The following is a 26,740-nucleotide window of genomic DNA, read 5'->3' as shown; positions in this document are numbered from 1 at the left end:
GAAGCGTGAGTGAACTGCCCGGCGCGGGGAGGCGTCAAGGGGGTGAGCGTTCATGAACTGAAGATCCAACGAGGTGTCAATTGCGCTTCAAGCCTGTGAACTTGGGGTTTCTTCAATCCTTGTGAAAAGTGTTGACGAAAAAAGCCGGCCGCACTCTACTGAGGCTCCTGACCGCTCCGTTCCGTCCCGCCCGCCGAGCCCGCCGCGCGGGGCGGGCGGGACGGAGCGGTCGACCGACCACGTTCGGACAGTGAGGCCGACAAGGAGATGTTCATGTCCGTGCGTTCGTTACTTGTCACCGCCGAGCGGGCGAGGACGGGAGCCTCAGGCCAGGGTCGGAACCGCTCCGCCCTCCACCCACTCGACCGTGACCCCCGGCAGGCCCGCGGTCCAGCGGGCGACGAGCGAGGACAGGTCGGCCGCGGCCGGCGGGTTCGACCCGAGCCCGATCGCCCAGCGGGCCAGCGTGCCGTTCGTCTCGAACGGACGGGGCCAGGCGTGAGCGTCCCCGACACCGCCCTCCTCCAGCGCGCCGAGCAGCGAACGCAACCGGCCCCGCATACGGCCCAGCCGGTCCTCGAACTCCCCGGCGCCGCCCCGTACGGTGACCACCGCCCAGGCGGCGTGCCGTCGGTGCGGGGGCGGTCCGGCCGCGGCGAGCGGACCGTCCGCGCCGGACTCCAACGCCTCCCAGGCCGCGTACAGCTCCCGGACCAGCAGGTCGCGCATGCCCGGTCCCACCTGGGTCGTGCAGCTGCGGACCGGCTCGGACGGGGTGAGCACCGTGGGGTCACGGTCGTCCCCGTCCGGTCCGTGCCCCGACCCGGACGAGAACCCCGACCCGCGCTCCGGCCCCGCCGGCCGCTCCGCCGCGGAGCCCGTCGGCCCCAGGGACACCGGCTCGCGCCAGTCCCAGGCCGCCCAGGTCCCGAAGAACTCCCGCAGCAGCGCCGCGGGAGCCAGGTCGGACGCCTCGCGTACCGTCCGCGCCGCCAGCACCGACCAGGCCAGGCCCGGCAGCCCGCCGAAGGGGGCCGAGTCCACACCCCGCGCCCGCGCCCAGGCCTTCACCTCGCGGGCCAGCCCCGCGAAGGCGGCGTGCTCCGGGCCCACGAAGTCCCGTACCGCGTCCGCGTCGGCGACCGCGCTCAGCGAGATCCGCGCCGCCTCGCCCAGCTCCGCCCGCCCGGCCACGGCCCGCGCCGGCTCCACGGCGCCGGTGGAGACCACCACCAGGTCCACGTCCAGCCCGGCCACCCGGAACCGCAGTCCCGGCACCCGCGCCCCCGCCACCGTCCGCAGCCGCTCGGCCTCCGGCAGCGCCGCCGCCACCCGATCCCGTACCTCCTCGATCGGCACCTCGCCCGCCACCGCCGCCACCAGATCCAGATCCGCGTCCGGCAACGCGCAGCCCATCCGGCGGGACCCCGCCACGTGCACCACGCCCTCGCCCAACGCCCGCGCGACCCGGTCGAGGACCGACCCGGGGTCCGGGCGGCCCCGCCCGGCCGACGACTGCGACGGCGGGCCGGTCTCCGCTACCCACCTGATGTCGCCCGTCCCCAACTCCACCGTCGCCCGGACCTCCATCGGGCCGTCCCCGCGCCGCGACAGCACGGCGAGCGAGCCGACCCGGGCCCGGCGCGCCCCGCCGAGCCGCGCGCCGAACTCCGCCACCGCCCGCCGCGGGTCGCCGCAGCGTCCCAGCGTCAGGTGCGGGGTGTAGCCCTCGGCGCGTCCCCGGCACCCGGGGAACCGTGCGGCCAGCGCCTGCCGGAGCTCCTGCCACGGCGCCGAGCCGCCCGCGGCCGGGTCCAGCCACACCGTGGAATCCTCCCGGTGTCCGAAATCGTGTACGCCCTCCAGCCGGGCCGTGAACGGGGCCGTGCCCGCCGCAGCGTGCGCCAACAGCGGCAGCGCCGCCTCGAACGCCGCCTCCGGCACGAAGCCGAAGAGCAGGTTCACGTGCGCCGGCCAGCGGTCCACCTGGGGATCGTGGGCGCGCCGAAGGCCCTCGACGACCGGGTCGGCCGGCGGGAGCCAGGCCACCGCGGTGCGCGCCGTCGCCGCCACGTCGAGACGCGCGGGCCCCTCGTCCGGTGCGTCGAACCCCACCGCGGCCTCCACCCCGAAGTGGTCCGAGACGAACAGCCCGTCCGGGCCCGGGACGTCGCCCCGCAGCGCCGCGGAGCGCACCACGCCCGGTGACCGCAGCAGGATCCGGTCCAGTCGCGCCGCCCGTCCCGAAAGCGAGCCCACCGCCGCCAGCGGGTTCACCGCCGGATCGAAGGTCGGCGTGTCGTCCGCCGCCCCGTGCACCTCGGTCCACGCGTCCCGCAGTCCCAGCGCGGCCGCCGGCCCCTCGGCCCCGACCCGGCCGTCGTTGAAGTCGCCGACGAGGGCGATCGAGGCGTCGATGGAGCACAAGCCATGGGCGAGGGAAGCCAGTTCGTCCCTCCGCCAGTCCGCCCCGTCTTCGCTGTGGTCACTCGTCAGATGGGTGTTGGCCACCACCAGGGGGCCGGCCGCGGTGTCCACCGTCACGGCGAGCACGGCCTTGTGCGGGCGCAGCACGTGCAGGCCCGCCTCGCGCACCGGCAACCGGCTGAGGATCAACAGCCCGCACTCGGCGACGTCCCGGCCGCGCGGGTCGGCGGCCACCGTGTACCGCTCCCGTACCCACGGCTGCGCGAGCAGCATCGTCAGGAGCGCCGGCTCGACCTCCTGGAGCGCGATCACGTCCGCGTCGGCCCCAGCCAGGTCGGAGAGGAGCATCGGCCTGCGCAGGGCGGTGGCGATGCGGGGCCCGTCGTACCGGTCCCACAGCGTGTTCCACGTCAACAGCCGGACGGCGCTCACGGGCAGGGGACCGGTGGCCGGTTCGGCCGGCCGCCAGGCTCCCTCGCCCGCCGGGTCCCAGGCGTGCGGGATCCGCGCGGTGAAGAACGGCGCGTCCAGCAGCCGCGGTTCCTCGATCCGACCGGCCCGCGTGCCGTCGATCACGTCCACGCCGGTGGCCCGGTCCCACACCAACTCGCCGTCCGCCTCGACGAACAGCACCCGGTGCCAGGGGATGTCGCCGCCCGGCACGAACGACGGCAGGGGCACCCGTTCGGGGGCGGCCCCGCGTTGGAGCAACCCGAGGGTGAACCGCGCCGGATCGAACCGAGGGTCCCACCGGACCTGGTGGTAGAGCTCCTCGCTGGTACGCATCAGAGGTCCCCGTCCCGTTGTCCGACGCCGCCCGCCGAGTCCTCGACCGTGCCGCCCGCGCCGATGTACCAGGTCCGGTGCGCTCGGCCCGGATACGGCGGATCGAACCGCCGCAGTTGCGACTCCAGGACCGCCGCCGGAACCGGGTGCGGTCGGACCGTGTTGCGCCGGACCAGCTCCGCCTCCTCGACCCAGACCACCGCATGGGTGACCAGTGCGTTCCGGCGACGCGCGACGGCCCCCGCCAAGCCGCGCTGCCGCTCGTTGAGGCAGGTCGCGTCCCACACCACCGTGCCACCGGCACGGGTGGCGGCCGCCAGGGCCAGGCTCAGCCGGTCGAGGCCCTCGCGGAGCACGTCCGCGTTGTCCTTCTGGTCGCCGCGCGAACCCCGGGCGGTCCGCAGGTCGTCGAGGCTCACGTACTCGCTCACGCCGGGCAGCGACCCGGCGAAGGTGCTCTTGCCGCTGCCCGAGGGCCCGCACAACTGGACCAGCCTCGGGAACGCCCCGTCGCGCCACCGCCAGGTCGCCGCCACCGCCTCCTCGGCGGTGTGTGCCTTCCCCAGCGCGAACGCCTCCCGCGCCTCGGCCCAGCAGCGGTCCGCCGCGTCCGGATCCAACCCGGCCACGCCGTCCCGCAGCCCCGCACGCAACGCCCCCAGGGGATCCGGCCCGAGCAATCCCGCCTCCTCGGCGTACAGCGCGGACCATTCCACCCACTCCCGGGCAGCCCCGTCCGCCGTGGCCCCGGCCAGCGCGTGCAGCACCCCCGGGTCGGCCGCGGCGGCCAGTCGGACCAGCCCGGCCCGTCGTTCCTCGTCCGGGAACGGCCGTTGCAGCGCCGGGTACAGCCCGACCAGGTCCGCGACCCGGCGGGCCGTCGCCATCCCGAGCGGCCCGGCCGCGAGCCGCGCCCCGAGAGTCGCCCGCCGCGCACCGCGCAGCGCGGCGGCCAGCACCCCGGCCAACCGCGCCTCGCCGGTGCGCCCGGCCCCGTCCAGGCGGGCGGTCACGTCCGCGACGACCTCCTCCGTCGGCGCGCCGGACGTCATCGCCGTGCCGGTCGTCGTCGCGCCGGGCGCCGTCGTGTCGGGTGCCGTCGGCCCCGCCCCGACGGCGTCCAACAGCCCGGCCAGGTCCGGTTCGGAGCCGGACCGGACCGCCCACAGCGGGGCCCGGGGCCCGAGTCCGTTCGGGACGACCCGCGCGTACATCCAGTGCGCATCGGTCCGCACATGGCCGCCGCGGACCCACTTGGCCACGTACCGCCCGAAGTCGGCGCGCGCGAACCCGTCCACCGTGCGGGCGACGTACCCCTCCTGGCGGGCCGTGTCGAGCCGCAGCCCGCGCAGCGCCCGTTCGTCGAAGACCCCGCGCCACAGCACCCTCGGGCGGGGCACACCGATCCCGTGCAGGAACCGCACGGTACGGTCCCAGTCCAGGCAGGAATCGCCGTCCCACACCGAGAACCCGTAGAACCAACTGTCCAGGTCCTCGTAGGCGAGCGAGTGCCGCGCGTACAGGTTCTCGCCGCACACCCGCCAACCCGCCGGGATGCCGGCCCCGATCCGGCCCTGCAGCGCCTTCACCCACGCCCGGGACGGATGGTGCCCCGAGTCGAGCGAGCGCGCGTGCGACCCGTCCGCGTACAGGGTGGTGTTCTCCCCGTCGAGCTTCTCGGTGACCACCACCTCGCGTCCGGCCAGCGCCGAGAGCCCGGAGGTGCGTACATCGTCCGCGCTCGCCCCGGGGGACCAGGGAAGATGCGCGGTTCGGGGGTAGTGCGTGCGCATGATCCGCTCCTGCTCGACGACGTGGTGCCCCGTCACTCTAGAGAGACGCGGGCGGCTGGATCCACCCGATTTCCCCAGGTGAGCGAGGCGCCGCCCGCACCGGCGGGGCACTCGACCCCCTGCTCCCCGGCCCCGTTTCCGGGGCTCGGAGCCGGCCGGTCAGGGGCGGCGGCCCGCCCACGCCACGAGCCGGTCGATGACGGGAGCGTCGGCGGCCACGTCCGTCACCGGACCGAAGGGGATCGGACCGCCGCGCGCCTCGGCCGGCAGGACCCGCCGCACGAGCGCGAGCGCGCGTTCGGCCAGGTCCGTGTCCCACTCCGGTCGCTGCCCGGTCGCGCGCGCCAGGTCCCAGGTGTGGACGGTGAGCTCGTGGCTGTACATGAGCGCGCCGGCCGCTCCCGGCAACCGGCCGACGGGAAGCCGGAGTTCACGCGCCAGGATCCCCGGGTCGGCCCATACCTCGGCGGCTTCGCGGGCGGCGGCCCCCCAGGCGTCGGCCCACGCCCCGTCGGCGAGTTCGTCGGCGAAGGACGGCACGCTGAAGGGGTCCTCGCCGCGCCCGATCACCGCGATCCGGCGCAGGACGGCGACGAGGTGGCTCGACAGCCGCCGGACGTCGAAGTCCTCGCAGGGGGTGGGGGCGTCGTACTGGTCGGGGCGGACGGCCGCGAGGGTGCGTCCGGCGAGGGCGATGGCCGTCGCGAGATCGTCGCGCGGGTCGAGGGCGTCGGCGGCGGTGGCCGGGGAGGCGCCGGTGTCGGCGGCGCCGGTGACGGCGGTGGCGTCAGTGTCGACGGCGGCGGCGTCAGAGGAGGAAGCCTGCTGGAACGAGGTGGTGTGTGAGGTCATGCACGCATCCTGGTCGCCAAAGTGGCCATCTTGTGGCCTCTTTCTCGGGCAGGATGAACCCATGAAGGCTGACCGTCTGGTGGCGACCCTGCTGTTCCTCCAAGAGCGCGGTCGCGTCACCGTCGCCGAGGTGGCCGAGGAACTGGAGACCTCCGAGCGCACCGCCCGCCGGGACCTGGAGGCGCTGGCCGCGTCCGGCGTGCCCGTCTACTCGCAGCGCGGTCGCGGCGGCGGCTGGTCGCTGGTGGGCGGTGCCCGCACCAACCTCACCGGACTCACCGCCGACGAGACCCGGGCCCTGTTCCTCGCCACCGGCCCCCTCGCCGTCACCCCCGAACTCCGTACGATGCTGCGCAAGTTGGTCCGGGCGCTGCCCGCCACACTGCGCGCGGACGCCGAGGCCGCCTCGCGCGCCGGCGTCACGGACACCACCGACTGGTCCCGCAATCCCGCCACGACGGACGCCACGCACCGCACCGCGCTCCAGAGCGCCGTCGTGGACGGGATCCGGGTCCGCCTCGGATACGAGGGAGTCGGCAAGCCGGCGGGAGTGCGCGAGGTCGAGCCGCTCGGACTCGTCTCCAAGGCGGGCGCGGAGTACCTGGTGGCCGGTACGGAGCGGGGCCTGCGCACCTTCCGGCTCAGCCGGGTCGTCTCCGTCGAGCCGACGGGTGAGCGGGTCGTCCGGCCGCCGGACTTCGACCTGGCCACGGCGTGGCGCGCGCTCGCGGAGACGATCGAGGGCGGGATGTACGCGGCCACGGCCCGGGCCCGTGTCGAACCGTCCGTCCTGCCCCTGCTCGGCCGACTGCTCGGCGGCCGACTGCGGGTCGGCGAACCGCTGCCCGACGGCTGGACCGAGGTGTGGGTCGACGGCCCGGCGCACCGGGCCATCGCCGCGAGCCTGGCCGGCCTCGGCGGACGGGTGGAAGTGCTGGAACCGCCGGAGGTACGGCGCCTGCTCGCCCGGACCGGCGCCGAACTCACCGGGCTCTACGGCGACGACGCACGACTCCCGGCGGCCGACGGCGCCGAGGCCGACGACGAGGACGCCAGGCCCCCGGGGCGGCGCGTCCACTGACCGGCCCCGCACCACGCGAACCCCACGCCACGCGAACCCCACGCCACCCGAGCCCCAGGCCAAGCGAACCCCACGCACCCGAGCCCGCGCGCGGACGCCGTGCCCGGCAACCGACGCCCCGCCCCCCGCCCGCGCTCAGTACCCGATCGTGAACCGGCGGCCCGCGTGCGCGTCCCGCTCGACCTCGTCCACGAGGGCGACCGCGTAGTCCTCCGTGGAGATCCGGCTCAGCCCGTCGGCGTCCACGATCAGGTCGTCGAGCCCCAACCGGTACGTCCCGGTGCGCTCGCCCGGCGCGATCAGCGCGGCCGGACTGAGGCTGGTCCAGTGGACCTCCTCCACCGGCACGGTGAGCAGGAAGTCGAGGGCTTCGCCGTGGGCGCGCATGACCGCCAGGACAGGATCCGGGACGTCTTCCTGATCCCATACCTGCCGGCCGTCGGCGGTGCGCAGCGAGCCCGCCCCGCCGACCGTGATCAGCCGGGGCCGGGACGTTTCGCCGGTGCCCAGCGTCTGCACGCCGCCGATCAGGGACTTCGCGGCCGCCACGAGGGTTCCCGCGTCCCCGGAGCCCGGTCCGAAGGCACTTACCACCACGTCGTGTCCCTCGGCCGCCTCGGCCACCGACGACGGGTCGAGGACATCGCCGCGCGCCACCGACGCGCCGTCCGGGTCGGGGAGCCGCTCCGGCTCCCGTACGACGGCGGTGACCTGGTGGCCGCGGTCGAGTGCCTCGTGCAGCACCCGACCGCCGATGGTGCCGGTCGCGCCGAACAGGGCGATCCTGGCCATGCCCGCTCCCTTGGTTCCGGGGGCCCCGTGCGGGCCCGCCCCGCCCATGAAACCGAACCCGTACGGCCCGGCTCGGAAGCCGGGCCGGAGCCAGTCGGATGACACGCCGCCGACGGGGTGACACGACGCCCGCCCGTACCGACCGCGTCCATGCCGACCCGCCCGTACCGACCCGCCCGTACCGACCTCGCTCGTACCCCCACGCCCGTACCCGCACACCCGAACCGGCCTCGGCCGAACGGCGCGTGTGCGACCCGGGACCGGTACGGGTCAGCCCGGGACCGGGACCGGTACTGCCGCCGCCAGCCGTCCGCCCGCCGGGAAGTGCAGCCGGTCCAGCCTGGCCGAGTACGGCCACTCGCGGGCCCGGTGGAAGCACAGGTCGCTCGGCAGCGGAACCTCCCGCAGGTCGGCGGCGTACGCCCCGTCCGGCAGCTCCGCCACGGCCGCCGCGAGCAGCGGATCCGCCGAGCCCGCCCACGCGGAGACCGGGGTCGGACGCGGCCACGGTTCGCCGGTGTTGGGGAACAGCCACTGCGTGACGCCGGCGATCCGCGCGGCGAAGTCCGGCCCGGCGGCGGCCCGGCGCACCCGCCGGACGAGTCCCAGCAGCAGGTCGGCGGGCGATGCCGCGAGGAGTTTCACCTCGGGATGCTTCCGGAGCGCGGCCGGATCGGCGGGCACGGAGACCGCGTACCCCCACTGCCCGGTCGCGGGGTCGATCCGGATCTGGACGAGGGCGCTGCCCCGCCCGTACCGCACGCCGGCCAGCGGCTGGTACGTTCCGTCGCCGCCCAGCATCCGGTGGAGTTCGGGATCCACGTCGAGGTCGGCGCCGCCGTCCGGCCGCAGCCACAGCGTGGGCAGGCCGGCGACGGCCACCGAGCCGATCTCGCGGAGCACGATCCGGACGTCCTCGGGTACTGGCACGGGCCAGCCGTCCATGACGGAGTCCGAGCTGCCCGGTTCGAGGACGACGTACGAGGGGAACTCGCCCGCCAGGGAGCGCAGTTCGGCGACCGCGCGGTGCGGGGCGTCCTCGGGCGTCGCGTGCCGTCGCACCGGTCGGCCGAGGAAGTCCCCGCTGACCACGCTGCGCAGGAGCAGTGCCCGGCCGTCGCCCACCAGCCGGAACAGCACCTCGCTGCCGCTGGTGTCGGCGGTGCCGTGGAGGGTGGAGAAGTACGGCTCCCATCCCACTCCGCACGGGTACTCGGGCAGGGCCCGCAGGTCGACCAGGTCGGTGAGCGGGTCCCCGCGCCCGACGAGGGCGGCGAGTTCGGTGTCGGGGCCCTCCGCCACCCCGACGCTGGGGACGGCCTGCACGAACACCTTCGGTGCGGGCCGCTCGCCGTCCCCCGCGAGCCGCTCGGCGAAGCCGGCCAGCCACCGCACGAACTCCGTTGCCTCGACGGTGATCTCCGGGTCGTCGGCCCGGTACGGGAACACGGCCAGCACCGGGCCCCAGTCGCCGGTCCCGGCCCCGACGATCAGCGAACCCTCGCCGTAGTCCAGGTCCCCCAGCGTCCAGTGGCCGTCGGCGAACACCTGCCGACCGCGCGGCCCGAAGACGAACTCGCTCTCCTCGGTCCGCACCCCGCCGATCTCCCGCAGTACGATCCGCAGCGCCTCGGGGACCTCCACCGCCCAGGAGTCCAGTTCGGAGTCGGTGAACCCGTCGAGGAGTTCCACCTCGCCCGAGCGCTCCCGCGCCAGTTCCCGCAACGCGCCGACCACCGCTGCCGAGTCGGTCATGCCCCACACTCCCCGTGTCGTCCGCCCGCCGGCCCCGGTGCCCGGCGTGGTCGTCCGAGGCTATGTGCTCGCCGGGTCCTCACCGGCACAGGGCCACGATGGACGGCGACACCGTCCCCTTGGCCGCCGCGCAGAGCGCAGCCATGTCGTACGAGCGCCCCGGCGCCGGCCGGGCCCCGGGCCGCACGGCCTCCCGCCCGCGGGGCTTGGCGGCGGGTGCGTGGTGCGCCGGCCGGGCGGGTGCGGCGTGCCGCGGCGCCCGCCCCGCGCGGCGCGCCGGGGCCGCCGGGCCGGGAAGCGGGCGCCGGGGCGCCGCCCGCCCGGGCCCGGCCGGCCGCGCGGGCGGATCGACGGCGTCCGGTGCCGGGTCGGCGGGCGCGGCCGGCTCGGGCGGGACAGGAGCGGCCCTCAACGGCCATACCTCCACGACGCGTTGTGGGGGAGCCGGGGTCGTGGCGGACGCCGAAGGGGGCGCCCCGGGGGTTCCCGTCGGCCGTACCGTCACGCACCCGGTGGTCAGCGTGAGCGCGAGCACGACGAGGGCCAGGGGCAGGGGCTGAATCCGGCGCGGCTGCATCCGCCCACCCTGCCGTACCCGCCCCCGGTCCCGCGCCCGCCGTCACACGGACGGGTGAGCGGGCCGTGCGCGTCGGTGGAGGCCGCTCACGTCGTGCAGGTCACGGCGTCGCGCGGCGTGTAGCGGGTCTTCATCGTCTCGCGCCTGACCTCCCGGCCGCCCTTCACGAAGATCCGGTCGACGGCCACGTCGAAACCTTCCAGCGGCGACTGGGTCTCGCACTTGGGGCCGCCGCCGGTGCGGGAGGCTGGCGCCTTGACGTTGGTGCGCGGGCCCTTGACGGCCTTGATCTCGTCGTACTTCGCGGTGCCGAGGAAGGTGACGGTGACCGAGGTGTCGGTGGCCGTCGCGAGGATGTACAGGGCCCGCCCCGTGTCGTTGGCGAAGCGCAGGTCCAGGCTGCCCCAGGCGACCGTGGCCTCCCGGCCCTCCGGGTAGCGCTCGATGTAGAAGGAGTGCGCCCCGTATTCGAGGGGTTTGACGCCCGCGAAGAACATCGCGTTGAAGACGGTGGTGGCGACGGCCGAGACCCCGCCGCCCGCGGCCCTCTCGTACACACCGTTGTTGATCATGATGCCGTCGACGAAGCCGTTCTCCTTCGTGCGCTCGCCGACCCGCCGGTTGAAGCTCCACGTCTCGTCGGGCAACACCACCGAACCGTTGATCAGCTCGGCGGCCCGGCCTATGTTCGTGGTCCGGTACGGTGCCCGCTCGAACGGCACGGTGAAGGAGGAGACCTCCTGCGTGATGCCGAGTTCGCGCACCGACTCCCGCGTGAGCCGCGGCCGGACGGACTCGGTGGCGACCTCGCCGGTGCGGGCGGCGGTCCCGACCCCGGTCAGCAGCGGCAACAGGGCCTTGCCCAGCGTCCCCTCGGTGACCTCCCGGCCCGGTCTGCCGTCCTTGGCGACCGTGACCCGGCCGCCGTCCACGCGGAGCCTGGCCTCGACGGGGCCCGGGGTGGCCCGCCGCAGAGGACCGCCGAGGGCCGGATCGGCGAGCAGCGCCTTCGTGTCCAGGCGGGGCGTCAGCCGACCCCGGCCGTCGTCCTTCAGCGTCAGGTGCCTGCCCAGGAGGACCGGGGACACGGACACGCGCCGGCCCTCGACGGCGAGGGTGACCGGCGCCGACATCGCGGGTCGCGCGAACTGGGCGAGGGCGCGGTCGGTTTCCTGTCGGCCGATCCGCGGTTCGGTCGTGCGGACGGGCAGTTCCAGGGGCGCGCCGGCGGACCGGGGATGCGCGGAGCGCAGCGCGTCCAGGGACCGGTCGGGGTCCAGCGCGATGCCCGTGACGGCGTCCACCGCCCTGGCCCTGCCCTTCTCGAAGACGACGGCTCCCTCGCGAGGCGTGCGCCCGGTCCTGTCGCCCATTCCGTCGAGGGCGGCGCGGGCCTTCTTCTCGTCCAGGACGACCACCGGCCGCACGTCGGGGTCGCCGGAGGCGAAGAGGCGCCCGATCGCGGTCAGCGGGTCCGAGCCGGAGCGCGCCGCGCGGTCGACGGTCGCGGCGGTGTCCAGTGACAGGCCGAGCGCCCCGGGGGCGAGCCGCTCCGAGCGGTCCCCCACGCGCAGGACGACCGGGGGCGCGGCGTCCGGGCCGAGTTCCCGGTCCAGGGCCCGCCGGGCCTCGGCCCGGCTCATGCCGCCCAGGTCGACGCCGCGCACCTTCGTGCCCTCGGCGATGTCGTTTCCGGTCAGGAGCAGTCCGGCGACGTACAGGCCGCCGAAGCCGAGCACCGCGACGCCGCCCGCGACACCCGCGACGACCGAGGGGGTCCACCGCTTCCCGTCGGCCGTTCCGGTGTCGGTACGGGAAGCGCGTCGCATGTCGGCTGGTCTCCTCGATCCGGTGAAGTGGTCGGACCGGCGGCTTTCACACGGCCGGTCCGCACGACGGAAGCTATCAAGATCGACATAATCAGGTAATAAGCAGGTATGGATCAGGTAAAGCGGAATCGCGCCATCCGCCAGGTCGGCCCGTCGTAACCCGGGAGCCGCGCCCGCTGTTGCACAACCGGCGGGTCCACCCACGGTGAACGGAGTTCCAATGCCGCAGCTGACCGACGACGCCGAACGCGCGGGTACCTGGATGACACCCGCGGAGTACGGGGCCTCGCGCGCCACGCTCTGGACCGCGGCGGTCGTCCTCGTCACCGACCCCGACGGCCGGATCCTCCTCCAGACCGTCGACTACCGCCCCGACCGACTGCTGCCCGGCGGCGCGGTCGACGCCGGGGAATCGCCGGCGGCCGCGGCCGCGCGCGAGATGCGCGAGGAACTCGGGGTCGAGGGCAGCTATCCGCAGGGCCTCGCCGTGGACTGGATTCCCGCCGACACCCCCGGTTTCCCCGCCGAGATGCGCTTCCCCGGCGAGATCCTCCACGTCTACGACGGCGGGACCTGGAGCCACGACCGGATCGCGGCCGTCCGCCTCCCGGCACAGGAGATCACCGGCATCGAATTCGCCGAACCGGCCGACTTGCCCACCCTGATGGACGCCGGCGACGCCCGCCGCGCCCTGTCCGCCCTGCGGGCCCGCGTCAACGGCGGCGGCCCCGCGCTGCTGGAGGCCGGCCGTCCCACCACCCCCACCGCGCTGGACCGGCTCGGCGTGCTGCGCACCCGCCGGACCCCGCAGCACGGAACCTGGCACCCCGGCCCGGTTCCCACCGGACTGCCGGTGACCGACCGGGCGGGTTGGCTGTTCGCGCCGGACGGCCGGGTCCTGCTGCTGATCGCCCGGGCCACCGGGGCCGCCCACCTGCCGGGCCCCGCGGCCGAACCCACCGCGGGGCCGGTCCCGATCGGCCACCGCCACGGCGACCAGGGCGCCCACGCCCGCGGTGCGGCCCGCCTCACGGCCGTGCTCCCGAGCCGGGACCCGGCGTACGCCCGGCTCCTGGCCACGCCCGAACAGGTCCGCGAGCTCCACGACTGGGGGCCCGCCGGACACGAGGAACTCGCCGCCGTGCACGCCGCCCGGACCCACCTGCGCCTGCCCGCCCCGCCGCGCACCCCGCCCACGGAACTCCCCCCGGAGGGCATCCGCTGGTGACCGTTCGGCCCCGAGTTCGGGAAAATCCGGCCCCCGAGGTGCGCGGTCCCCCAGCATGGGGGCATGAGCGACAGCGCGATCACCTACACCCTCTACATCCAGGCCGACCCCGATCGGGTCTGGCAGGCCCTCACCGAGCCGGCCCTGACCCGCCGTTACTGGGGCCTGAGCTTCGAGACCGACTGGGCGGTGGGCTCGACGATGGCCTGGGTCGAGCGGGGTGCCCGCACCAGCGATCCGGCCCAGGTGGTCCTCGAGTGCGTACCGAACCGCCGGCTCTCCTACACCTGGCACACCTTCACCCCGCAGTGGGCCGCCTCCGCGGGTGTCGCGGAGGAGCTGCGGGCCGAGTTGGCCGACGAGCCGCGCACGGAGGTCACGTACGAGATCGAGCCGGTCGGGGACACCCTGGCGCGACTGACCATCCGCCACGAGGGCTTCGCGCCGGGCGGCACCCTCATCGGCATGTGCGGGCGGGCCTGGCCGATGCTCGCCTCCAGCCTCAAGACCCTGCTGGAGACGGGGGCGCCGCTGCCCGAACCGGGACACGAGGGCCGGCAGGGCGCCGGCGGGCACGAGGCCCACGAACGCTGATTGGGCGCCGGTACCGGAGCAAGGCCGGGGCGACGCCGCCCGACCCGCCCCGACCCGGCCGCGGAGCCCCTGACATGATCTCCGTCAAGTCCTTCCTCTGCCAACAGGTCTGACGGGCCGGAGAGCGAGCACGACCATGGGTCCGAGCCTGACGCGGATACTCGACGCGGCGGCCGACGGTCACTTCCCGCCGCCCGACGGCGGTACGACCGTCGTCCCGCAGGAGCGTGGTCGTGACGCGGGCGTCCTCGCCTTCACCGCCCACTCCGTCGTGTTCACCGACGAGGACCCGGAGTGGGTCCGCTCCACCCTCGCCGCCCTCACCTGCGACGGCCTCGCCGCCACCATGAACCCGCGCTTCCTCGCCGCCTTCCTCGACCGCACCGGCCGCGGCCACGACACCATCGACCTGCTCACCGTCGCCGGTCCGCTGGACGGCCCGCCGCCACTGGAGCTGTCCGAGATCGCCGATCCGGATCACCCCCGGGTCGTCCGGGCCCGGCGACGACGGCACGACATACGGGTCTGGTCGGCGGAGGGCGGCGTACTCGTCCTCGGGCGCGGGATCGCCGACCGCTGGGAGGCGGCGATCGAGGTGGACGAGGACGTGCGCCACAAGGGCCTCGGTCGGGCCCTGGCGACCGCCGCCCGGCACCTGGTCCCGGACGGGGCCCCCGTCTGGTCCCAGCAGGCCGCCGGGAACGCCCGCAGCATCCGCGCCTTCCAGGCCGCCGGATACCGCCCGGTCGGCGCCGAGGCGCTGCTCCTCGCCCCCGAAGCGGCCCGTGCGGCCCGCTGATCCTCCACCCGCGCTCCAGGCCCCGGAAGCCACCCTGGGACCCGGGGGGCCACGGGTGTCGTGTGGAATGGACGTCATGGGGAGAAGCGAGAACCAGCCGCACCGGGCGCCGGAGGCCGCTCCGGCGGACCCGGCCGAGGAGTCGACCGCGCCCGAGTACCGGTCGTACACCCGCCACCTGGACTCCCTGGCCGCCGCGGCCGGGCAGCCGGACGAGGCCGGGGTGGTGGCCGCCGTGCTGCGCGACGGGGACCCGGTCACCGCGGAGAGCGCGGTGGTCACCCACCTCGACCGCAGGGCCGTGAAGCTGCTGGACGACGAACGGTTCCCCGGCTGGGCGCGGGCCATGGAGGACGTGCTGCGCGGCCGGGTCTTCCCCGTGCGCAGGCTCCACGAGTGGAACCTGCTGAAGTCGATCACCGTCGGCGAGCCCTGGTCACCGCAGCAACTCACCGGCGCCTCCGACTGGTGCCAGCGGACCGCCGTCGCGCTGCTCACCTCATACGAGGCTCTCCATCTGCTCGCCTCGGCCGCCCGTACCCGCCGGGTGCGCAACGCCGCCGCCCAGCGCCTGCGCCGGCTCCCCGAGGGCTGACCCGCGTCGTCCCGGTCGGTGGCCTGTCGGCCGGGACGACGTCGGTGTCGCTCGTCGGCGCCGCTCGGCGGGGTCCGGGGTCAGAGACCCTTGCGGACCCGTGCGGCGCGCCGGGCCTCGGCCTGCTGCCTGGCCTCGACGGTCTTACGGGACTCCTTGCCCTTCCCGGGTCGCCCGGGGCGGGTGCCGATGCCCCGGAAACCGAGGTCCGTCCCGCTGGGCCGCCCCTTCGCGTCGGTCGGCGCCGCGCCGGCGAGCGGTACCCCGGACGGAGCCTTCGCGCCGGTGATCCGACTGAGCGCGGCCTCGCCCGAGCGGACCTGGGTGATGGTCGGGCGGATCTTCGCGTCGGCCATCAGGCGCACGATGTCCCGCCGTTGGTTCGGCGTGACCAGGGTGACGACCTTGCCGGACTCGCCCGCACGGGCCGTCCGGCCGCCCCGGTGCAGGTAGTCCTTGCTGTCGGCCGGGGGATCCACGTTGACGACCAGGTCGAGGTCGTCGATGTGGATGCCGCGGGCGGCGACGTTGGTCGCGACGAGTACGCCGATCAGCCCGTCCTTGAACTGCCCCAGCGTGCGGGTGCGCTGCGGCTGGGACTTCCCGCTGTGCAGCCCCTCGGCCCGTACGCCCATGGCGCGCAGGTGCTTCACGAACTGGTCGACGCCGTGCTTGGTGTCGAGGAACATCAGCACCCGACCCTCCCGCGCGGCGATCTCCGTCGCGGCCGCGACCTTGTCGGCCGCGTGGATGTGCAGCACGTGGTGGTCCATCGTGCCGACCGAGGCCGACTGGGGGTCCACCGAGTGCGAGACCGGGTCCTTCAGGTAGCGGCGCACCAACTGGTCCACGTTGCGGTCCAAGGTGGCCGAGAACAACATCCGCTGGCCGGCGTGGTGCACCTGGTCCAGCAGCTCGGTGACCTGCGGCATGAAGCCCAGGTCGCACATCTGGTCCGCCTCGTCGAGGACGGTGATCCGCACCCGCTCCAGGTGCACGTCCTTGCGTCCGATCAGGTCGCTCAGGCGTCCGGGCGTCGCCACGACCACCTCGGCGCCGGTGCGCAGGGTGCCGGTCTGCCGGCCGATGGACAGGCCGCCCACGACGGTGGCCATCCGCAGCGCGAGGGCCTCGGCGTACGGGGCCAGGGCCTCGGTCACCTGCTGGGCCAGCTCGCGCGTCGGTACGAGGATCAGCGCGAGCGGCCGCTTCGGGTCGGCCCGCTGTCCCGCCGTGCGCGCCAGCAATGCCAGACCGAAGGCGAGGGTCTTGCCGGACCCGGTCCGGCCGCGCCCGAGGATGTCCCGACCGGCGAGGGAGTTGGGGAGGGTGGCGGCCTGGATCGGGAACGGCTCGCGCACGTCCAGGTCGGCCATCGTCTTCACCAGCTCGGCGGGCAGGTCGAGCTCCGCGAACGACGTCACCGGCGGGAGCGCCGGGCTGACGGTCCGGGGCATCGAGAACTCGCCCTGCGGACCGAGGGTCCGAGGGGCCTTGCCGGAGCCCTTGGCCCCGGACTTGCTGCCTGTCCTGGCGCCGGGCTTGATGCCGAAACGCCCATGAGCCGACGGGTTCTTCATGCAGAACCTTCCGTGAAGAGAACACAACGCGAGCGGGGAACGTGAGGGCGGACGACAACGAGCCGGGGCCCGTACCCCTCGGTACGGGCCCCGGCTCGTCGTGCACGTCCGCACCGGGCGAAGGGCCCGCGCTTCACGTTTCCCACCCATTTTACCAGCCGGTCCTATGGGCTGAGCGGGCCCAGTTCCCCGGACCGGACCTGGGCCAGATGGGCGCGGGCCTCCACCGCCGCCCGCCCGAACCAGTCCGCGATCACCGCGATCTCGTCGGGGGTGTACTCGGCGAACACCGAGTTGAGACGGTCGTAGAAGGGCTGGTACACGGCGAAGATCCGGGCGGCCGCCGACGGATCGGGTACCACCCGGACCCGGCGCCGGTCACCCGGATCGGGCCGCCGGTGCGCGTAACCGGCCCGTTCCAGGCGGTTGAGCACCCCGGTGACGGCGCCGGTGGTGAGGTTCGTCAGTTCGGCCAGTTCACCGGCGGACAGGGGGGTCTCCCCGGCGCCCAGGACGTGGCCCAGGCAGGTCAGGTCGGTCACGTTGATCCCGAGGAGCTGCGCCACCTCCTGTTGACCGATCACGCCGAGGGCGACGTACCGGTCCATGCGCGAGATCGCCTCCGCGGCCGAGGCCGCGGGGCGGGGCTTGCCCTGCACGCGATTTCTCCTTAGCATCTAAGTAACTTAGCTCGTGAGATGCTTACTTTGTGAGGTAAGTCATCCTGTTCCGAGCCTACTGCCGCCCCTTTCCCGGGAGAATCATGAGCGCCCACGGCCACGTAGACATGGGCCACACCGTGGCCGGCTGGACCGGCACGACCCTCGCCCTGCTGGGCACCACCGGAGCCGGCGCCGCCTTCTGCGCCGCCTGGGCCCCGGGGATCTGGCTGGGGCTCGCCCTGGTCGCGGTGGCGGGAGTCGTCACCTGGCTCCTGCACCTCGCCGGCTGGGGCAAACCGAGCGGACCCCGCCCCGAGTCCGAGTGGGACTGGCGCGTCCGCGACACCGCCGCACGCACCGGTCACGCCGACTGCCTGGGCTGCCGGGCCGGCGGACCCCGACGGGCCGGCGCGAGCGTCCTCGCGGCCCGACCGGTGGTGTCGCTGTCAGCGGGTGACGGCCGCTCCTGACCGTCCGGTCCGATGTCGCTCACTCACGCCACGGACAACCCGGCCAGAAGTTCGAACCGACCCGGTTGGCCGCGCCTGGAGTGTGTCGAGGGTGACGGGTGGGCACTATCGAGACGGCCGCACGTGCGGCCCGAGTGGAACGTTGTGAAGGATCAGTACTGATGGCAAGAGGCATCGTGAAGTGGTTCAACTCGGAGAAGGGGTTCGGGTTCATCCAGCAGGACGACGGCGGTCCTGACGTGTTCGTGCACTTCTCCGCCATCCAGACGACCGGCTTCAAGGAGCTGGCCGAGGGCGCGAAGGTCGAGTACGACGTCACCCAGGGCCCCAAGGGTCCGCAGGCGGAGCAGGTGACCACCCTCTAGTACCGCTTCACGCGGCCGACCGCCCGTGAGCGTGAGCCCCGCCGGTCCCACCGGCGGGGCTCACGCGTGTGTCCGGTGGTGGAACCGGTCCGCCTACCCCGCCCGGTGCAGGGCGAGGAGGAGCGGCCAGAGCCGGTTCGCGAGTTCGGCCGGGTCGCGGTCCGGGATGCGCCCGTGCAGCCAGTCCGCGAGGACGCCGGTGAAGGTGGCGGCCACCGCGCACGCGACGAGGTCGGGGCGCGGGGCGCCCACCGCCTCGCGCTCGGCCCGGGCCCGGGCCCGCAGCTCGCCGTACAGGCGGTCGCCCAGCGGGCCGCCGCCGCCCGGGAGGAGCAGCGCCCGGTGGAGAGGGCCGCGGGTCGCCGCGTCCGCGAGGAACTCGGCCAGCGCCGCCGGGGGACCGGCCGGGGGGAGCGCGCCCGGTGTGCCCTGCCAGGCGTGGAGGGCGTCGACCGCCGCGTGCACGACGTCGGCGCACGCGTCGACCGCCAGCGCGGTGAGGTCCTCGTAGTGCAGGTAGAACGTCGCGCGCCCGACTCCCGCCCGGCGGACCACCATCGAGACCCCGACCTCGGACAGCGGGCGGTCCTCGCACGCGGCGAGCAGGCTCTCGCGCAGGCGGGCCTTGGTGCGCGCGGTCCGGGGGTCCTGCGCGCGCGGCTCCCTCGTGCCCGGCCGGCCGTCGCCGGCGCCCGGACCGGAGTGCTGCGCGCTCACGCGGGGCTCACGCGGCCGACAGCGCCGCGCCGAGGGCGAGGGCGCCGGGCAGGGCCTGGGCGAGCAGGATCCGGCGGTTGGCCGTCGCGGCGCCGTAGACGCCCGCGACGATCACGCAGACGAGGAAGAAGACCTGCGTGGCGAGCGAGTCGATGACCAGCGACCAGACCAGGCCCGCGGCCAGGAAGCCGTTGTAGAGCCCCTGGTTGGCCGCGAGCGGCGCCGTGAGGCGGGCGGTGTCCGCGTCGAACCCCGACAGGGCCCGGCCGGGCGGCCGCTGCCACAGGAACATCTCCAGGACCAGGAAATAGACGTGCAGTGCGGCGACCGCGCCGATGAGGACCTGAGCGACCGTGTGCACGTGCTCTCCCTTGGTTGATTTCCTGGACAACTGTACAGGAAGTAGCCCGGTCGGGAGCCGGTGATCGCGCGGCTAGGCTGGCCGCATGACTGTGCTCGTGTACGAAGACTTCGGCACCGGACGCCACCGCGAGGCCTCCCTGATCCGCCACGCCCTGGGCAGTGCCCACGACGAGGAACTGGTCGCGGGCCTGGCCGGCGGGATCGGCTTCATGTACTTCGTCTTCGAGTACGCCGGGCGCACGCCGATCGCGACGATCGTCGCCCAGTCCCACCCCGAGCCCTGGGTGCAGGTCGCCCTCGGCCGCCTGGGCGTCCCGTACGACGCCACCCGCGCGATGAAGCCCCGTTGGGGCCGGGTCCGCGCCGCGCTCGACGAGGGGCAGCCCGCCTTCTGCGTCGTCGACCGCTCCTCGCTGCCCTGGCACGAGCCCGACCCCGAGGCCGAGATGACCGGCGCCGACCCGTACACCGTCGTCATCGCCGGGTACGACGGCGACGACCTGTTGATCGAGGACGGGGCCAAGACCCCGCACCGGATCGACCGCGAGGAGTTCGGGGCGGCCTGGACCGCCCACCGCAAGGGCCGCCACCAGCTGATCGTGCCCACCGGTCCGCCGGAGGGGGAGCCGGACGTCGACGGGGCGATCGCCGCCACCGTCACCCACCTGACCGGCCCGGTGCTCGGGAACCAGTTCGACGTCAACTTCGGCTTCACCGGCATGGAGAAGTTCGCCGCGCAGCTGCGCGACAGGACCACGCAGGCGGGCTGGGAGCGCCGTTTCGGTGCTTCCCCCGAGGCCTTCGCGGCCGGCACCGGCCGGCTTTACGCCTGCCTGGAGGAGGAGTGGACGGCCCCGGGCGCCACCCGGCCGCTGTACGCGGACTTCCTCGACCTCGTCGGGCGGCCGGAGGCGGCGGAACTCTTCCGGGAGTCCGCCGGGCACTGGTCCGCTCTCGCCGAACTGGCGCGCGCCTCTGATCCGGCATCCGACGCCGACGCCCGACGGGCCCTGTTCGACGCCTGCGCGGAGCACGTGGACGCCTGCCTGGAACTGGAGGGGCGCGCGGTCGAGGCGCTCCGCTCGTAGCGACCGAGCCCGCCCGACCGGCGTCCCCGTCGTCGAACCGGGGACCGGCCGGTGGGCCGGGCGGGGCCGGTTGGCCGGCCGGGTCCGCCGGCCGGGACCCTCAGGCGTCCTCCAGGGAGATGGCCGCCACCGGGCAGGCCCGCGCGGCCTCCCGGACGAGCGGGCTGCCGGCGCCGTCCTCCCGTCCGGCCAGCACCTCGCTCAGACCGTCGTCGTCCTGCGTGAACACCGTCGGCGCGGTCAGCGCGCACTGTCCCGCGCCGATGCAGACATCGTGGTCGATGGAGATCCGCACGCCGCTCACCAGGCCACGGGCAGTTCGATCATGCCCTGGATGGTGTCCCCGGGCTTGAAGGGAATCCGGTCCGGCTCGGCCGCCAACCGCAGCCCGGGCAACCGCCGGAAGAGCGTGCCCAGGGCGATCTCCATCTCGGCGCGGGCCAGGTTCTGCCCCAGGCACTGGTGGATGCCGAAACCGAACGCCAGGTGGTGTCGGGCGGGCCGATGCCAGTCCAGGTCGTCCGGCTGATCGAACACCGACTCGTCGCGGTTGATGACCGAGGTCGAGAAGATCACCCCGTCGCCGGGGCCGATCGTGACCCCGCCCACCTCGATGTCCTCGGTGGCCACCCGCAACATGCCGTCGGCGATCGACAGGAACCGCATCAGCTCCTCCACCGCCTCCGACATCAGCGACGGATCCGCGCGCAGCTCCGCCAACTGCCCGGGGTGCCGCAGCAGGGTGAACGTGCCCAGGGAGATCATGTTCGCGGTGGTCTCGTGACCCGCGACGAGCAGGATCACGGCCAGCGCCACCAGCTCCTCGACGTCCGTCTCACCGGTCTCCAGCCGCCGGGCGATGAGCTCGTCCAACAACCCGTCACCGGGGGTGGCGCGCTTGCGGGCGATCAGGTCCGTCAGATAGTCGTCGAGCTGTCGGCGGGCCTCCTCGACGTCGGCGACGCCCGGGCCCCGCAGCAACCGCCGGGACTGGCCCTCGAAGAACTCGTGGTCCTCGTAGGGGACTCCGAGCAGGGCGCAGATCACCATGGACGGCACCGGGAGCGCGAAGGCGCCGACCAGCTCCGCTTGCGAACCGGCCGCCGTCATCTCGTCGATCAACCGGTCCACGGTCTGCTGGATCGCGGGCCGCAGGGCGGCGGTCCGCTTCAGGGTGAAGCTCGGGATCAGCATCCGGCGCTGGGTGTTGTGCTCCGGGTCGTCGACCCCGAGGAGGGCGGTGCGCCGCCCCGTCAGCCCCTTGAACCGCTCGGTCGGGGCGGGAAAGTCCGAGTTCAGCCGGTCGGAGGAGAGCCGGGGATCGGAGAGCAGGGCACGCGCCTCGGCGTGGCCGGTGACCACCCACACGGAGCGGCCGTCGAAGAGGGTGACCCGGGAGAGCGGCCGGGCCGCCCGCAGCGGCTCGTAGGCGGTCGGCGGGTGGTAGGGACAGGTTCGGTCCTGGGGAAAGGCAACGGTCTCTGACATGCAGCACCTCGCGAACGATGGTTCCGTCTTGCCGGACTCCATTACATGCCTGAGGCACCTATCTCACCCATACCACTTTCGGCCAGACCGTCCGAGGTCACCCGAACGGCCCCGCAGGCACCCGTCGACGCTCAGACGTGGGCGTCCAGGAAGGCCTTGAGCTCCTCGCGCGCCATCGGCCCGGCGTGGCTCGCCACCGTCCGGCCGTCCCGGACGACGACGACGGTGGGCGCGCCGGTGACCTCGTGGCGCTTCGTCGCCTCGGGGCAACGCGTCATGTCGGTCCGCACGACGGTCAGTCGCGCCCCGAACTCCTGCGCCGCCTCCGCGACCAGTACGTCCATCGCTCGGCAGGCCTCGACGGCCTTGGGCCAGGTGCCGATGAAGCAGGCGAGGACCGCCCCCGGAGCCATGCCCAGGATGAAGTCGAACTCCTGGTCCTCGCGTGGCTGATGTACCAGACGTGCCATGTGCTGCGCTCCTGCGTCGCGAAGGGTGGACGGCCCGACGGGCCGGCGGAAACCCTACGGGACTCGATGGTTCCGCCGGCGCGGCACCGGGGGAGGACGTGGGCAGGCCCTCCTGGAAGGCTGCTGACCAGGCCCGTTGTCAGTGGGGCCTGTCAACCTGGGTGGATGGACGACAGGATGCTGCGGCGCCGGGTCTACGGCGCCGACCACGACGACCCCGACCCGGGCCCGCGCCCGGGGCACGTCTACGGCGAGCTCGTGGGCGGACCCCTCGACGGGCTGCTCCTCGACATCACCGGCTGGAGCGGTCCCCGACTGGCCGAAGAGGCCCGCCTGCCCACCGAGATAGGCCGCTACGGGGCGGGCGGGCGCGCCCACTACCGTCGCCGACCGGCAGACCCGGACCACTGGGACTGGTCGGGCGACAGCCCCTGACCGGGCGAGCCCCCGATCCGCCGACGTGTGACCGGGGGCTCTGTGGAGCACTTCCGGCGACGGGCCGCGTTCGGATGCGGCGGCCTTTCCGGATGTCAGGTCGTCAGGTCGGTCGCGGCCGCGCGGCCGACCTTGCGGGCCCACAGCACCAACGGCACCTGGAGCGGCAGCCGCGCCAGGGCGGCGGCCCGGACGGCGGGGGACCGGCGCCGGGCGTCGACGGCCAGCTTCACGTTCGCGGGGAAGACGCCGACGAAGAACGCCGCCGTGGCCCTCGCCGCCACGCGCCGGGTGCGCGGGTGCGCGACCCCGGCGGCCAGCGCCAACTCGACGACGGCGGACGCGTACGTCCACTGGCGCGGGCTGCCGGGCAGGGAGCGCGGAACCGTCGCGTCGAACTGCTTCGGCGCGACCGTGTGCGCCACGGCCGCGCCGACCAACAGACCGGCGAGCAGCAGGGGCGAGGAGGGGGTGCGCGGCATCGGGGGTCCTCTCGGAGGGTTCGGGGGCAGCGATCCTACTCACGAGTACGGCTTCGGCGTCCAGGCCGGCTCCCGCCCTCATCCGGTCCGACCGGGTGCGACCCGGGCCCGACCCGGGTGCGACCCGGGTCCGACTCCTGCCCGGCTCCGGTCCGACCCGGGCGGGAGCGGCCCTGCCTGCCGCCCCCGGCCCGAAGAGCCGGCGAGAACGCGGATCAGGGGGCTCGCGACGATCCCGAACCCTCCCGAAGAAAGTTTTCCCGGAACTGTCGATTCGGGTGTCTCCCGTTCGACGCAGGGGTGAGAGGCAGGGACAGCCCCCGCCCTCCCGACCGAGGAGTCACCGTGCCGCGCTTCCTTTCGATGATCCGCATCGACGAGCAGAACCTGCCCACCGACGGCTTCACCCCCGAGTTCGAGCAGCGGATGGGCGCCCTGATGGAGGAGATCACCAAGGCCGGGGTCATGCTCGACACCGCGGGGCTGCTCCCCACCGCGAAGGGCACCCGGGTCACCTGGTCCGGCGGCAAGCTCAGCTACACCGACGGCCCCTTCACCGAGACCAAGGAGGTCATCGGCGGCTACGCCCTCATGCAGTGCAAGGACAAGGCCGAGGCCCTGGAATGGACCAAGCGGTTCCTGGAGATCCACCCCGACGACTGGACGGTTGGCGCCGAGCTCCGCGAGATCGAGGGCTGACCCGGCCGCGTTCGCGGCGTCCTTTTTGCCCTGCCTCGTCACGGCTGCTCTGATGGGTGGCCGTGACGGCAGTGAGTACGACCCGAGCGGTCGAAACGGTGTACAGGATCGAGTCCGCGCGCATCATCGCCGGTGTGGCGCGCATCGTGCGCGACGTCGGCATCGCGGAGGAGATCGCGCAGGACGCCCTGGTCGCCGCACTGGAGCAGTGGCCCGTGGAGGGCGTTCCGGACCGGCCGGGCGCCTGGTTGGCGACGACCGCCAAGCGCCGCGCGATCGACCTGGTCCGCCGCAGAGAGGCCTACGCCCGCAAACTCGCCGAAGTGGGCCGCACCCTGGAGGACGTACCGCCGCCCGACGAGCCGACGGGGCCGCAGGACATCGACGACGATCTGCTGCGGCTGATCTTCACCGCCTGTCATCCGGTGCTGAGGACGGAGGGCCGGGTCGCGCTCACCCTGCGTCTGATGGGCGGGCTGACCACGCAGGAGATCGCCCGCGCCTTCCTCACCTCCGAGTCGACCGTCGCCCAGCGCATCGTCCGGGCGAAGCGGTCGCTGGCCGGGGCCGGGGTGCCGTTCGAGGTTCCGTACGGCGCCGACCGCGAGCAGCGACTCGCCTCCGTGCTGGAGGTGATCTACCTCGTATTCAACGAGGGCTACTCGGCCACCGCCGGGGACGACCTGGTCCGCCCGGCGCTGTGCGAGGACGCGCTGCGGCTGGCCCGCGTACTGGCCGCTCTGATGCCCGAGGAGACCGAGACGCACGGGCTGGTGGCACTCCTGGAGTTCCAGGCATCCCGGATCGCCACCCGCACCGGCCCCGACGGCGAGCCGGTACTGCTCGCCGACCAGAACCGGGCCCGCTGGGACCGCATGCTCATCGGGCGCGGTGTCGCCGCACTGCGCCGCGCGGGCACCGGCCCGTACTCCGTCCAGGCCGCCATCGCCGGCTGTCACGCCGCGGCCGTCCGGTACGAGGACACCGACTGGCCGACGATCGCCGCGCTGTACGGGCGGCTCGTCGTGCTGATCCCGTCCCCCGTCGTGGAACTGAACCGGGCCGTCGCCGTCTCCATGGCCGAGGGACCCGAGGCCGCCCTGCCCCTGGTCGAGGCCCTGGCGGCCGAACCGGCCCTCGCCACCTACCACTTGCTGCCGAGCGTGCGGGGCGATCTGTTGGAGCGCCTCGGTCGCGGGGAAGAGGCCCGGGCCGAGTTCGAGCGGGCCGCCTCCCTGACGCGCAACGCCGGCGAGCGCACCCTGTTGCTGCGCCGGGCGGGCCTCAGGCCTGGACGCGGGGCCGGACCGGCAGACGGGGCGGGGTGAGCGCGATCGGGCGGCGGAACCCGCCGGTGAGGGCGATGTCGCGCACCGTCTGGCGCAGGGCCCCCTGGAAGTCGCCCATCGTGCGACGGGCCGCCGCCGTGTCCACGTAGATGGAGTTCATGTGCAGTCCGTCCGCGTCGCGTTGGAACCAGGAGCAGGCGCCGTTCGCGCGCGCCGACCACACGTGGGAGGTGGGCCGCCACTCGTCGTGCCGCTCGGAGCCCCGGCACTTGCGCATGTCGATGTACGAGAAGAAGTTCACCGGGTACGGCCACGAGCGCGCGGCGAACTCCTCGGGCGCCAGCAACTCCCAGGCCCTGACGAACGGCACGTCGATGTGCCGGATCATCTCCCCGAAACCGGCCCGCACTTGCGTCATCACCTGGGTGAAGTCCCTCCCCGGCGAGGCGTCGAACTCGATGGGCATGGTGTTCACGAACCAGCCCACCGAGTTGGTCCAGGCGTCCCGACCGCGCTCGCTGACCGGCATGAACCCGCGGTACACACCGGGCCCGCCGGCCTCCCGCAGGCACACGGCGACCGACGCGAGCAGCCCCATGAACGGCTTGCCGCCGACCGCCAGACAGGACTTCTCGAAGACCTCCGCCTCGGTGGCGTCCAGGAGCGGCGACGCCTCGTTGACGATCGGGTACATCCGGTCCGGCCGCACGCCGAGGTCGAGCGGGAACCGCGGGAAGAACTCCCCGTTGCGCTCGATGAACGACTTCCAGTAGTTCAGGCGTTCGTCGTCCGCGCCGATGGACAGGTACCGGCGCCGCTGCTCCTCGGCGAAGTCCAGATAGCTGGGCGCGGTGGCGGGCAGTCCGGAGCTCTCGCCCCGACACAGCGCCTCGTACTCCGTCTCCACCTCGTGCACCACGATCGGCATCGACATGCCGTCGCACACGATGTGGTCGAAGGCGAGGTAGACCGTGGCGGAATCCTCGCGCAACACGGCGCCCATGGTGAACAGCGGCCAGGACAGGGTGTCGATGCTGCGTCGGAACCGTTCGACGAGGAAACCGCGCAGCGACTCGGAGGTGTCGAAGGCACCCACCTCCGCCGTTTCGAGGGCCAGTTCGTCCGCGGCCAGCGGCGCGCAGGCCAGCTCGCCGGCCAGCCGGCGGAACTCGCAGCGCAGCACCTCGTGACGCGCCACGAAGGCCAACAGCGCCCGACTGAGCGCCGACTCGTCGAGCGGCCCCTCGACCTCGAAGGTCACCGCGATCCAGGACGCGACCGGATCGTCGGCCGCACGGCTCTCCTCGGCGACGGTGAAGTGCTTGTCCTGATTGAAGGACGCCCTCCTGCCCGACGGATCGCCCCGGTCGGCGTCCTGCGCCGCCGCCGTGGACCGCAAACGCCACTCGACCACCCTTCCGGGCGCCAAGGTGTGCATCTCCAGAGGAAACTGCCGCATTCCGTCATCCCTTCGCCCCCCGAGTCAACCCCGAGCGCCTAACGACACCCGGCCCACGGAAGTGA

The 26,740-nt window shown here is 74.1% G+C and carries 26 protein-coding genes; 11 read left to right on the top strand and 15 right to left on the bottom strand.

All coding sequences use genetic code 11. The features are described from left to right. Positions 1 to 324: 324 nt before the first annotated feature. The 3 genes from ACIRO3_RS07055 to ACIRO3_RS07045 form a co-directional block, all read right to left on the bottom strand. Positions 325 to 3,213, bottom strand: coding sequence for a poly(A) polymerase (locus ACIRO3_RS07055; RefSeq protein ID WP_404133400.1), 2,889 nt, complete (start codon positions 3,211 to 3,213; stop codon positions 325 to 327). After that, a complete protein-coding gene (locus ACIRO3_RS07050) occupies positions 3,213 to 5,006 on the bottom strand; it encodes an RNA ligase family protein (protein WP_404133397.1) in 1,794 nt (597 codons plus the stop codon). The genes ACIRO3_RS07055 and ACIRO3_RS07050 overlap by 1 nt, the downstream gene beginning before the upstream one ends. 159 nt (positions 5,007 to 5,165) lie before the next feature. Beyond that, a complete protein-coding gene (locus ACIRO3_RS07045; protein WP_404133393.1) occupies positions 5,166 to 5,858 on the bottom strand; it encodes a TIGR03086 family metal-binding protein in 693 nt (230 codons plus the stop codon). A 61-nt stretch (positions 5,859 to 5,919) separates the two neighbouring features. On the opposite strand from ACIRO3_RS07045, the gene ACIRO3_RS07040 reads away from it, so the two are divergent. Beyond that, entirely contained in the window at positions 5,920 to 6,939 is a 1,020-nt protein-coding gene (locus ACIRO3_RS07040) for a helix-turn-helix transcriptional regulator (RefSeq protein WP_404133390.1), read from the top strand. 135 nt (positions 6,940 to 7,074) lie between these two features. On the opposite strand, the gene ACIRO3_RS07035 is transcribed toward ACIRO3_RS07040, so the two are convergent. The 3 genes from ACIRO3_RS07035 to ACIRO3_RS07025 form a co-directional block, all read right to left on the bottom strand. Further along, positions 7,075 to 7,731 (bottom strand): NAD(P)-dependent oxidoreductase, encoded by a 657-nt coding sequence (locus tag ACIRO3_RS07035; RefSeq protein WP_404133388.1) that lies wholly within the window; start codon positions 7,729 to 7,731, stop codon positions 7,075 to 7,077. A 270-nt stretch (positions 7,732 to 8,001) separates the two neighbouring features. Continuing rightward, positions 8,002 to 9,486: a hypothetical protein gene (locus ACIRO3_RS07030; RefSeq protein WP_404133385.1), complete on the bottom strand. Its 1,485-nt coding sequence runs from the start codon at positions 9,484 to 9,486 to the stop codon at positions 8,002 to 8,004. 663 nt (positions 9,487 to 10,149) lie between these two features. Further along, positions 10,150 to 11,892, bottom strand: coding sequence for a VanW family protein (locus tag ACIRO3_RS07025; protein ID WP_404133383.1), 1,743 nt, complete (start codon positions 11,890 to 11,892; stop codon positions 10,150 to 10,152). A 220-nt stretch (positions 11,893 to 12,112) separates the two neighbouring features. Here ACIRO3_RS07025 and ACIRO3_RS07020 point away from each other — a divergent pair, with 220 nt between their 5' ends. The 4 genes from ACIRO3_RS07020 to ACIRO3_RS07005 all read left to right on the top strand — a co-directional run bounded on the left by ACIRO3_RS07020 (position 12,113) and on the right by ACIRO3_RS07005 (position 15,108). Further along, on the top strand, positions 12,113 to 13,120 hold the full coding sequence (locus ACIRO3_RS07020; protein WP_404133380.1) for an NUDIX domain-containing protein: 1,008 nt from the start codon (positions 12,113 to 12,115) through the stop codon (positions 13,118 to 13,120). 63 nt (positions 13,121 to 13,183) lie between these two features. Next, positions 13,184 to 13,714, top strand: a complete 531-nt coding sequence (locus ACIRO3_RS07015) for an SRPBCC family protein (protein ID WP_404133377.1) — start codon at positions 13,184 to 13,186, stop codon at positions 13,712 to 13,714. Between the two features lie 136 nt (positions 13,715 to 13,850). Continuing rightward, positions 13,851 to 14,513, top strand: a complete 663-nt coding sequence (locus ACIRO3_RS07010) for a GNAT family N-acetyltransferase (RefSeq protein ID WP_365996637.1) — start codon at positions 13,851 to 13,853, stop codon at positions 14,511 to 14,513. Between the two features lie 76 nt (positions 14,514 to 14,589). Next, entirely contained in the window at positions 14,590 to 15,108 is a 519-nt protein-coding gene (locus ACIRO3_RS07005) for a hypothetical protein (RefSeq protein ID WP_361776010.1), read from the top strand. Positions 15,109 to 15,188: 80 nt separating this feature from the next. On the opposite strand, the gene ACIRO3_RS07000 is transcribed toward ACIRO3_RS07005, so the two are convergent. Both ACIRO3_RS07000 and ACIRO3_RS06995 read right to left on the bottom strand, forming a co-directional pair. Beyond that, the gene (locus ACIRO3_RS07000) at positions 15,189 to 16,565 is read right to left on the bottom strand and encodes a DEAD/DEAH box helicase (RefSeq protein ID WP_404134102.1); all 1,377 of its coding nucleotides are present in this window, start codon (positions 16,563 to 16,565) and stop codon (positions 15,189 to 15,191) included. 287 nt (positions 16,566 to 16,852) lie between these two features. Continuing rightward, the gene (locus ACIRO3_RS06995; RefSeq protein WP_404133374.1) at positions 16,853 to 17,347 is read right to left on the bottom strand and encodes a MarR family transcriptional regulator; all 495 of its coding nucleotides are present in this window, start codon (positions 17,345 to 17,347) and stop codon (positions 16,853 to 16,855) included. Between the two features lie 104 nt (positions 17,348 to 17,451). On the opposite strand from ACIRO3_RS06995, the gene ACIRO3_RS06990 reads away from it, so the two are divergent. Both ACIRO3_RS06990 and ACIRO3_RS06985 read left to right on the top strand, forming a co-directional pair. After that, on the top strand, positions 17,452 to 17,820 hold the full coding sequence (locus ACIRO3_RS06990) for an HGxxPAAW family protein (protein WP_404133371.1): 369 nt from the start codon (positions 17,452 to 17,454) through the stop codon (positions 17,818 to 17,820). A 161-nt stretch (positions 17,821 to 17,981) separates the two neighbouring features. Continuing rightward, on the top strand, positions 17,982 to 18,185 hold the full coding sequence (locus ACIRO3_RS06985; RefSeq protein WP_404133369.1) for a cold-shock protein: 204 nt from the start codon (positions 17,982 to 17,984) through the stop codon (positions 18,183 to 18,185). A gap of 93 nt (positions 18,186 to 18,278) precedes the next feature. Here ACIRO3_RS06985 and ACIRO3_RS06980 read toward each other — a convergent pair whose 3' ends face one another. Beyond that, positions 18,279 to 18,902, bottom strand: coding sequence for a TetR/AcrR family transcriptional regulator (locus ACIRO3_RS06980; protein WP_404133366.1), 624 nt, complete (start codon positions 18,900 to 18,902; stop codon positions 18,279 to 18,281). Between the two features lie 7 nt (positions 18,903 to 18,909). Next, positions 18,910 to 19,263, bottom strand: coding sequence for a DUF1304 domain-containing protein (locus ACIRO3_RS06975; protein ID WP_365996632.1), 354 nt, complete (start codon positions 19,261 to 19,263; stop codon positions 18,910 to 18,912). A gap of 85 nt (positions 19,264 to 19,348) precedes the next feature. On the opposite strand from ACIRO3_RS06975, the gene ACIRO3_RS06970 reads away from it, so the two are divergent. Beyond that, positions 19,349 to 20,353, top strand: coding sequence for a BtrH N-terminal domain-containing protein (locus tag ACIRO3_RS06970; protein WP_404133364.1), 1,005 nt, complete (start codon positions 19,349 to 19,351; stop codon positions 20,351 to 20,353). A 100-nt stretch (positions 20,354 to 20,453) separates the two neighbouring features. On the opposite strand, the gene ACIRO3_RS06965 is transcribed toward ACIRO3_RS06970, so the two are convergent. The 3 genes from ACIRO3_RS06965 to ACIRO3_RS06955 form a co-directional block, all read right to left on the bottom strand. Next, entirely contained in the window at positions 20,454 to 20,648 is a 195-nt protein-coding gene (locus tag ACIRO3_RS06965; RefSeq protein WP_361776029.1) for a ferredoxin, read from the bottom strand. 5 nt (positions 20,649 to 20,653) lie between these two features. Next, complete coding sequence (locus ACIRO3_RS06960; RefSeq protein WP_361776032.1) at positions 20,654 to 21,841, bottom strand: cytochrome P450; 1,188 nt, start codon at positions 21,839 to 21,841, stop codon at positions 20,654 to 20,656. 131 nt (positions 21,842 to 21,972) lie between these two features. Further along, on the bottom strand, positions 21,973 to 22,311 hold the full coding sequence (locus ACIRO3_RS06955) for a thioredoxin domain-containing protein (protein WP_361776035.1): 339 nt from the start codon (positions 22,309 to 22,311) through the stop codon (positions 21,973 to 21,975). Between the two features lie 165 nt (positions 22,312 to 22,476). Between ACIRO3_RS06955 and ACIRO3_RS06950 the strand changes: the two genes are divergently transcribed. Next, the gene (locus tag ACIRO3_RS06950; protein ID WP_053682117.1) at positions 22,477 to 22,746 is read left to right on the top strand and encodes a hypothetical protein; all 270 of its coding nucleotides are present in this window, start codon (positions 22,477 to 22,479) and stop codon (positions 22,744 to 22,746) included. Between the two features lie 95 nt (positions 22,747 to 22,841). On the opposite strand, the gene ACIRO3_RS06945 is transcribed toward ACIRO3_RS06950, so the two are convergent. After that, positions 22,842 to 23,228 (bottom strand): hypothetical protein, encoded by a 387-nt coding sequence (locus ACIRO3_RS06945; RefSeq protein WP_361776039.1) that lies wholly within the window; start codon positions 23,226 to 23,228, stop codon positions 22,842 to 22,844. Between the two features lie 345 nt (positions 23,229 to 23,573). Between ACIRO3_RS06945 and ACIRO3_RS06940 the strand changes: the two genes are divergently transcribed. Then, positions 23,574 to 23,927 (top strand): YciI family protein, encoded by a 354-nt coding sequence (locus ACIRO3_RS06940; RefSeq protein WP_365996626.1) that lies wholly within the window; start codon positions 23,574 to 23,576, stop codon positions 23,925 to 23,927. Positions 23,928 to 23,998: 71 nt separating this feature from the next. Beyond that, positions 23,999 to 25,255: an RNA polymerase sigma factor gene (locus ACIRO3_RS06935; protein WP_404133358.1), complete on the top strand. Its 1,257-nt coding sequence runs from the start codon at positions 23,999 to 24,001 to the stop codon at positions 25,253 to 25,255. Here ACIRO3_RS06935 and ACIRO3_RS06930 read toward each other — a convergent pair. Further along, positions 25,212 to 26,675: a condensation domain-containing protein gene (locus ACIRO3_RS06930; protein ID WP_404133355.1), complete on the bottom strand. Its 1,464-nt coding sequence runs from the start codon at positions 26,673 to 26,675 to the stop codon at positions 25,212 to 25,214. The two genes, ACIRO3_RS06935 and ACIRO3_RS06930, sit on opposite strands and share 44 nt — an antisense overlap. Positions 26,676 to 26,740: the final 65 nt, after the last annotated feature.

The organism is Streptomyces sp. NPDC102278, assembly GCF_044766345.1.
In the GTDB taxonomy this organism is placed as follows: domain Bacteria; phylum Actinomycetota; class Actinomycetes; order Streptomycetales; family Streptomycetaceae; genus Streptomyces.
The sequence above is the reverse complement of the archived record's forward strand: the minus strand, read 5'-3'. Positions and strand labels throughout refer to the sequence as shown.

Bases quoted from the DNA above. Each gene is read 5' to 3' on its own strand.
- ACIRO3_RS07055 (WP_404133400.1), bottom strand. From the start codon at position 3,213: ATGCGTACCAGCGAGGAGCTCTACCACCAGGTCCGGTGGGACCCTCGG.
- ACIRO3_RS07050 (WP_404133397.1), bottom strand. From the start codon at position 5,006: ATGCGCACGCACTACCCCCGAACCGCGCATCTTCCCTGGTCCCCCGGG.
- ACIRO3_RS07045 (WP_404133393.1), bottom strand. From the start codon at position 5,858: ATGACCTCACACACCACCTCGTTCCAGCAGGCTTCCTCCTCTGACGCC.
- ACIRO3_RS07040 (WP_404133390.1), top strand. From the start codon at position 5,920: ATGAAGGCTGACCGTCTGGTGGCGACCCTGCTGTTCCTCCAAGAGCGC.
- ACIRO3_RS07035 (WP_404133388.1), bottom strand. From the start codon at position 7,731: ATGGCCAGGATCGCCCTGTTCGGCGCGACCGGCACCATCGGCGGTCGG.
- ACIRO3_RS07030 (WP_404133385.1), bottom strand. From the start codon at position 9,486: ATGACCGACTCGGCAGCGGTGGTCGGCGCGTTGCGGGAACTGGCGCGG.
- ACIRO3_RS07025 (WP_404133383.1), bottom strand. From the start codon at position 11,892: ATGCGACGCGCTTCCCGTACCGACACCGGAACGGCCGACGGGAAGCGG.
- ACIRO3_RS07020 (WP_404133380.1), top strand. From the start codon at position 12,113: ATGCCGCAGCTGACCGACGACGCCGAACGCGCGGGTACCTGGATGACA.
- ACIRO3_RS07015 (WP_404133377.1), top strand. From the start codon at position 13,184: ATGAGCGACAGCGCGATCACCTACACCCTCTACATCCAGGCCGACCCC.
- ACIRO3_RS07010 (WP_365996637.1), top strand. From the start codon at position 13,851: ATGGGTCCGAGCCTGACGCGGATACTCGACGCGGCGGCCGACGGTCAC.
- ACIRO3_RS07005 (WP_361776010.1), top strand. From the start codon at position 14,590: ATGGGGAGAAGCGAGAACCAGCCGCACCGGGCGCCGGAGGCCGCTCCG.
- ACIRO3_RS07000 (WP_404134102.1), bottom strand. From the start codon at position 16,565: ATGCCCCGGACCGTCAGCCCGGCGCTCCCGCCGGTGACGTCGTTCGCG.
- ACIRO3_RS06990 (WP_404133371.1), top strand. From the start codon at position 17,452: ATGAGCGCCCACGGCCACGTAGACATGGGCCACACCGTGGCCGGCTGG.
- ACIRO3_RS06985 (WP_404133369.1), top strand. From the start codon at position 17,982: ATGGCAAGAGGCATCGTGAAGTGGTTCAACTCGGAGAAGGGGTTCGGG.
- ACIRO3_RS06970 (WP_404133364.1), top strand. From the start codon at position 19,349: ATGACTGTGCTCGTGTACGAAGACTTCGGCACCGGACGCCACCGCGAG.
- ACIRO3_RS06960 (WP_361776032.1), bottom strand. From the start codon at position 21,841: ATGTCAGAGACCGTTGCCTTTCCCCAGGACCGAACCTGTCCCTACCAC.
- ACIRO3_RS06955 (WP_361776035.1), bottom strand. From the start codon at position 22,311: ATGGCACGTCTGGTACATCAGCCACGCGAGGACCAGGAGTTCGACTTC.
- ACIRO3_RS06950 (WP_053682117.1), top strand. From the start codon at position 22,477: ATGGACGACAGGATGCTGCGGCGCCGGGTCTACGGCGCCGACCACGAC.
- ACIRO3_RS06945 (WP_361776039.1), bottom strand. From the start codon at position 23,228: ATGCCGCGCACCCCCTCCTCGCCCCTGCTGCTCGCCGGTCTGTTGGTC.
- ACIRO3_RS06930 (WP_404133355.1), bottom strand. From the start codon at position 26,675: ATGCGGCAGTTTCCTCTGGAGATGCACACCTTGGCGCCCGGAAGGGTG.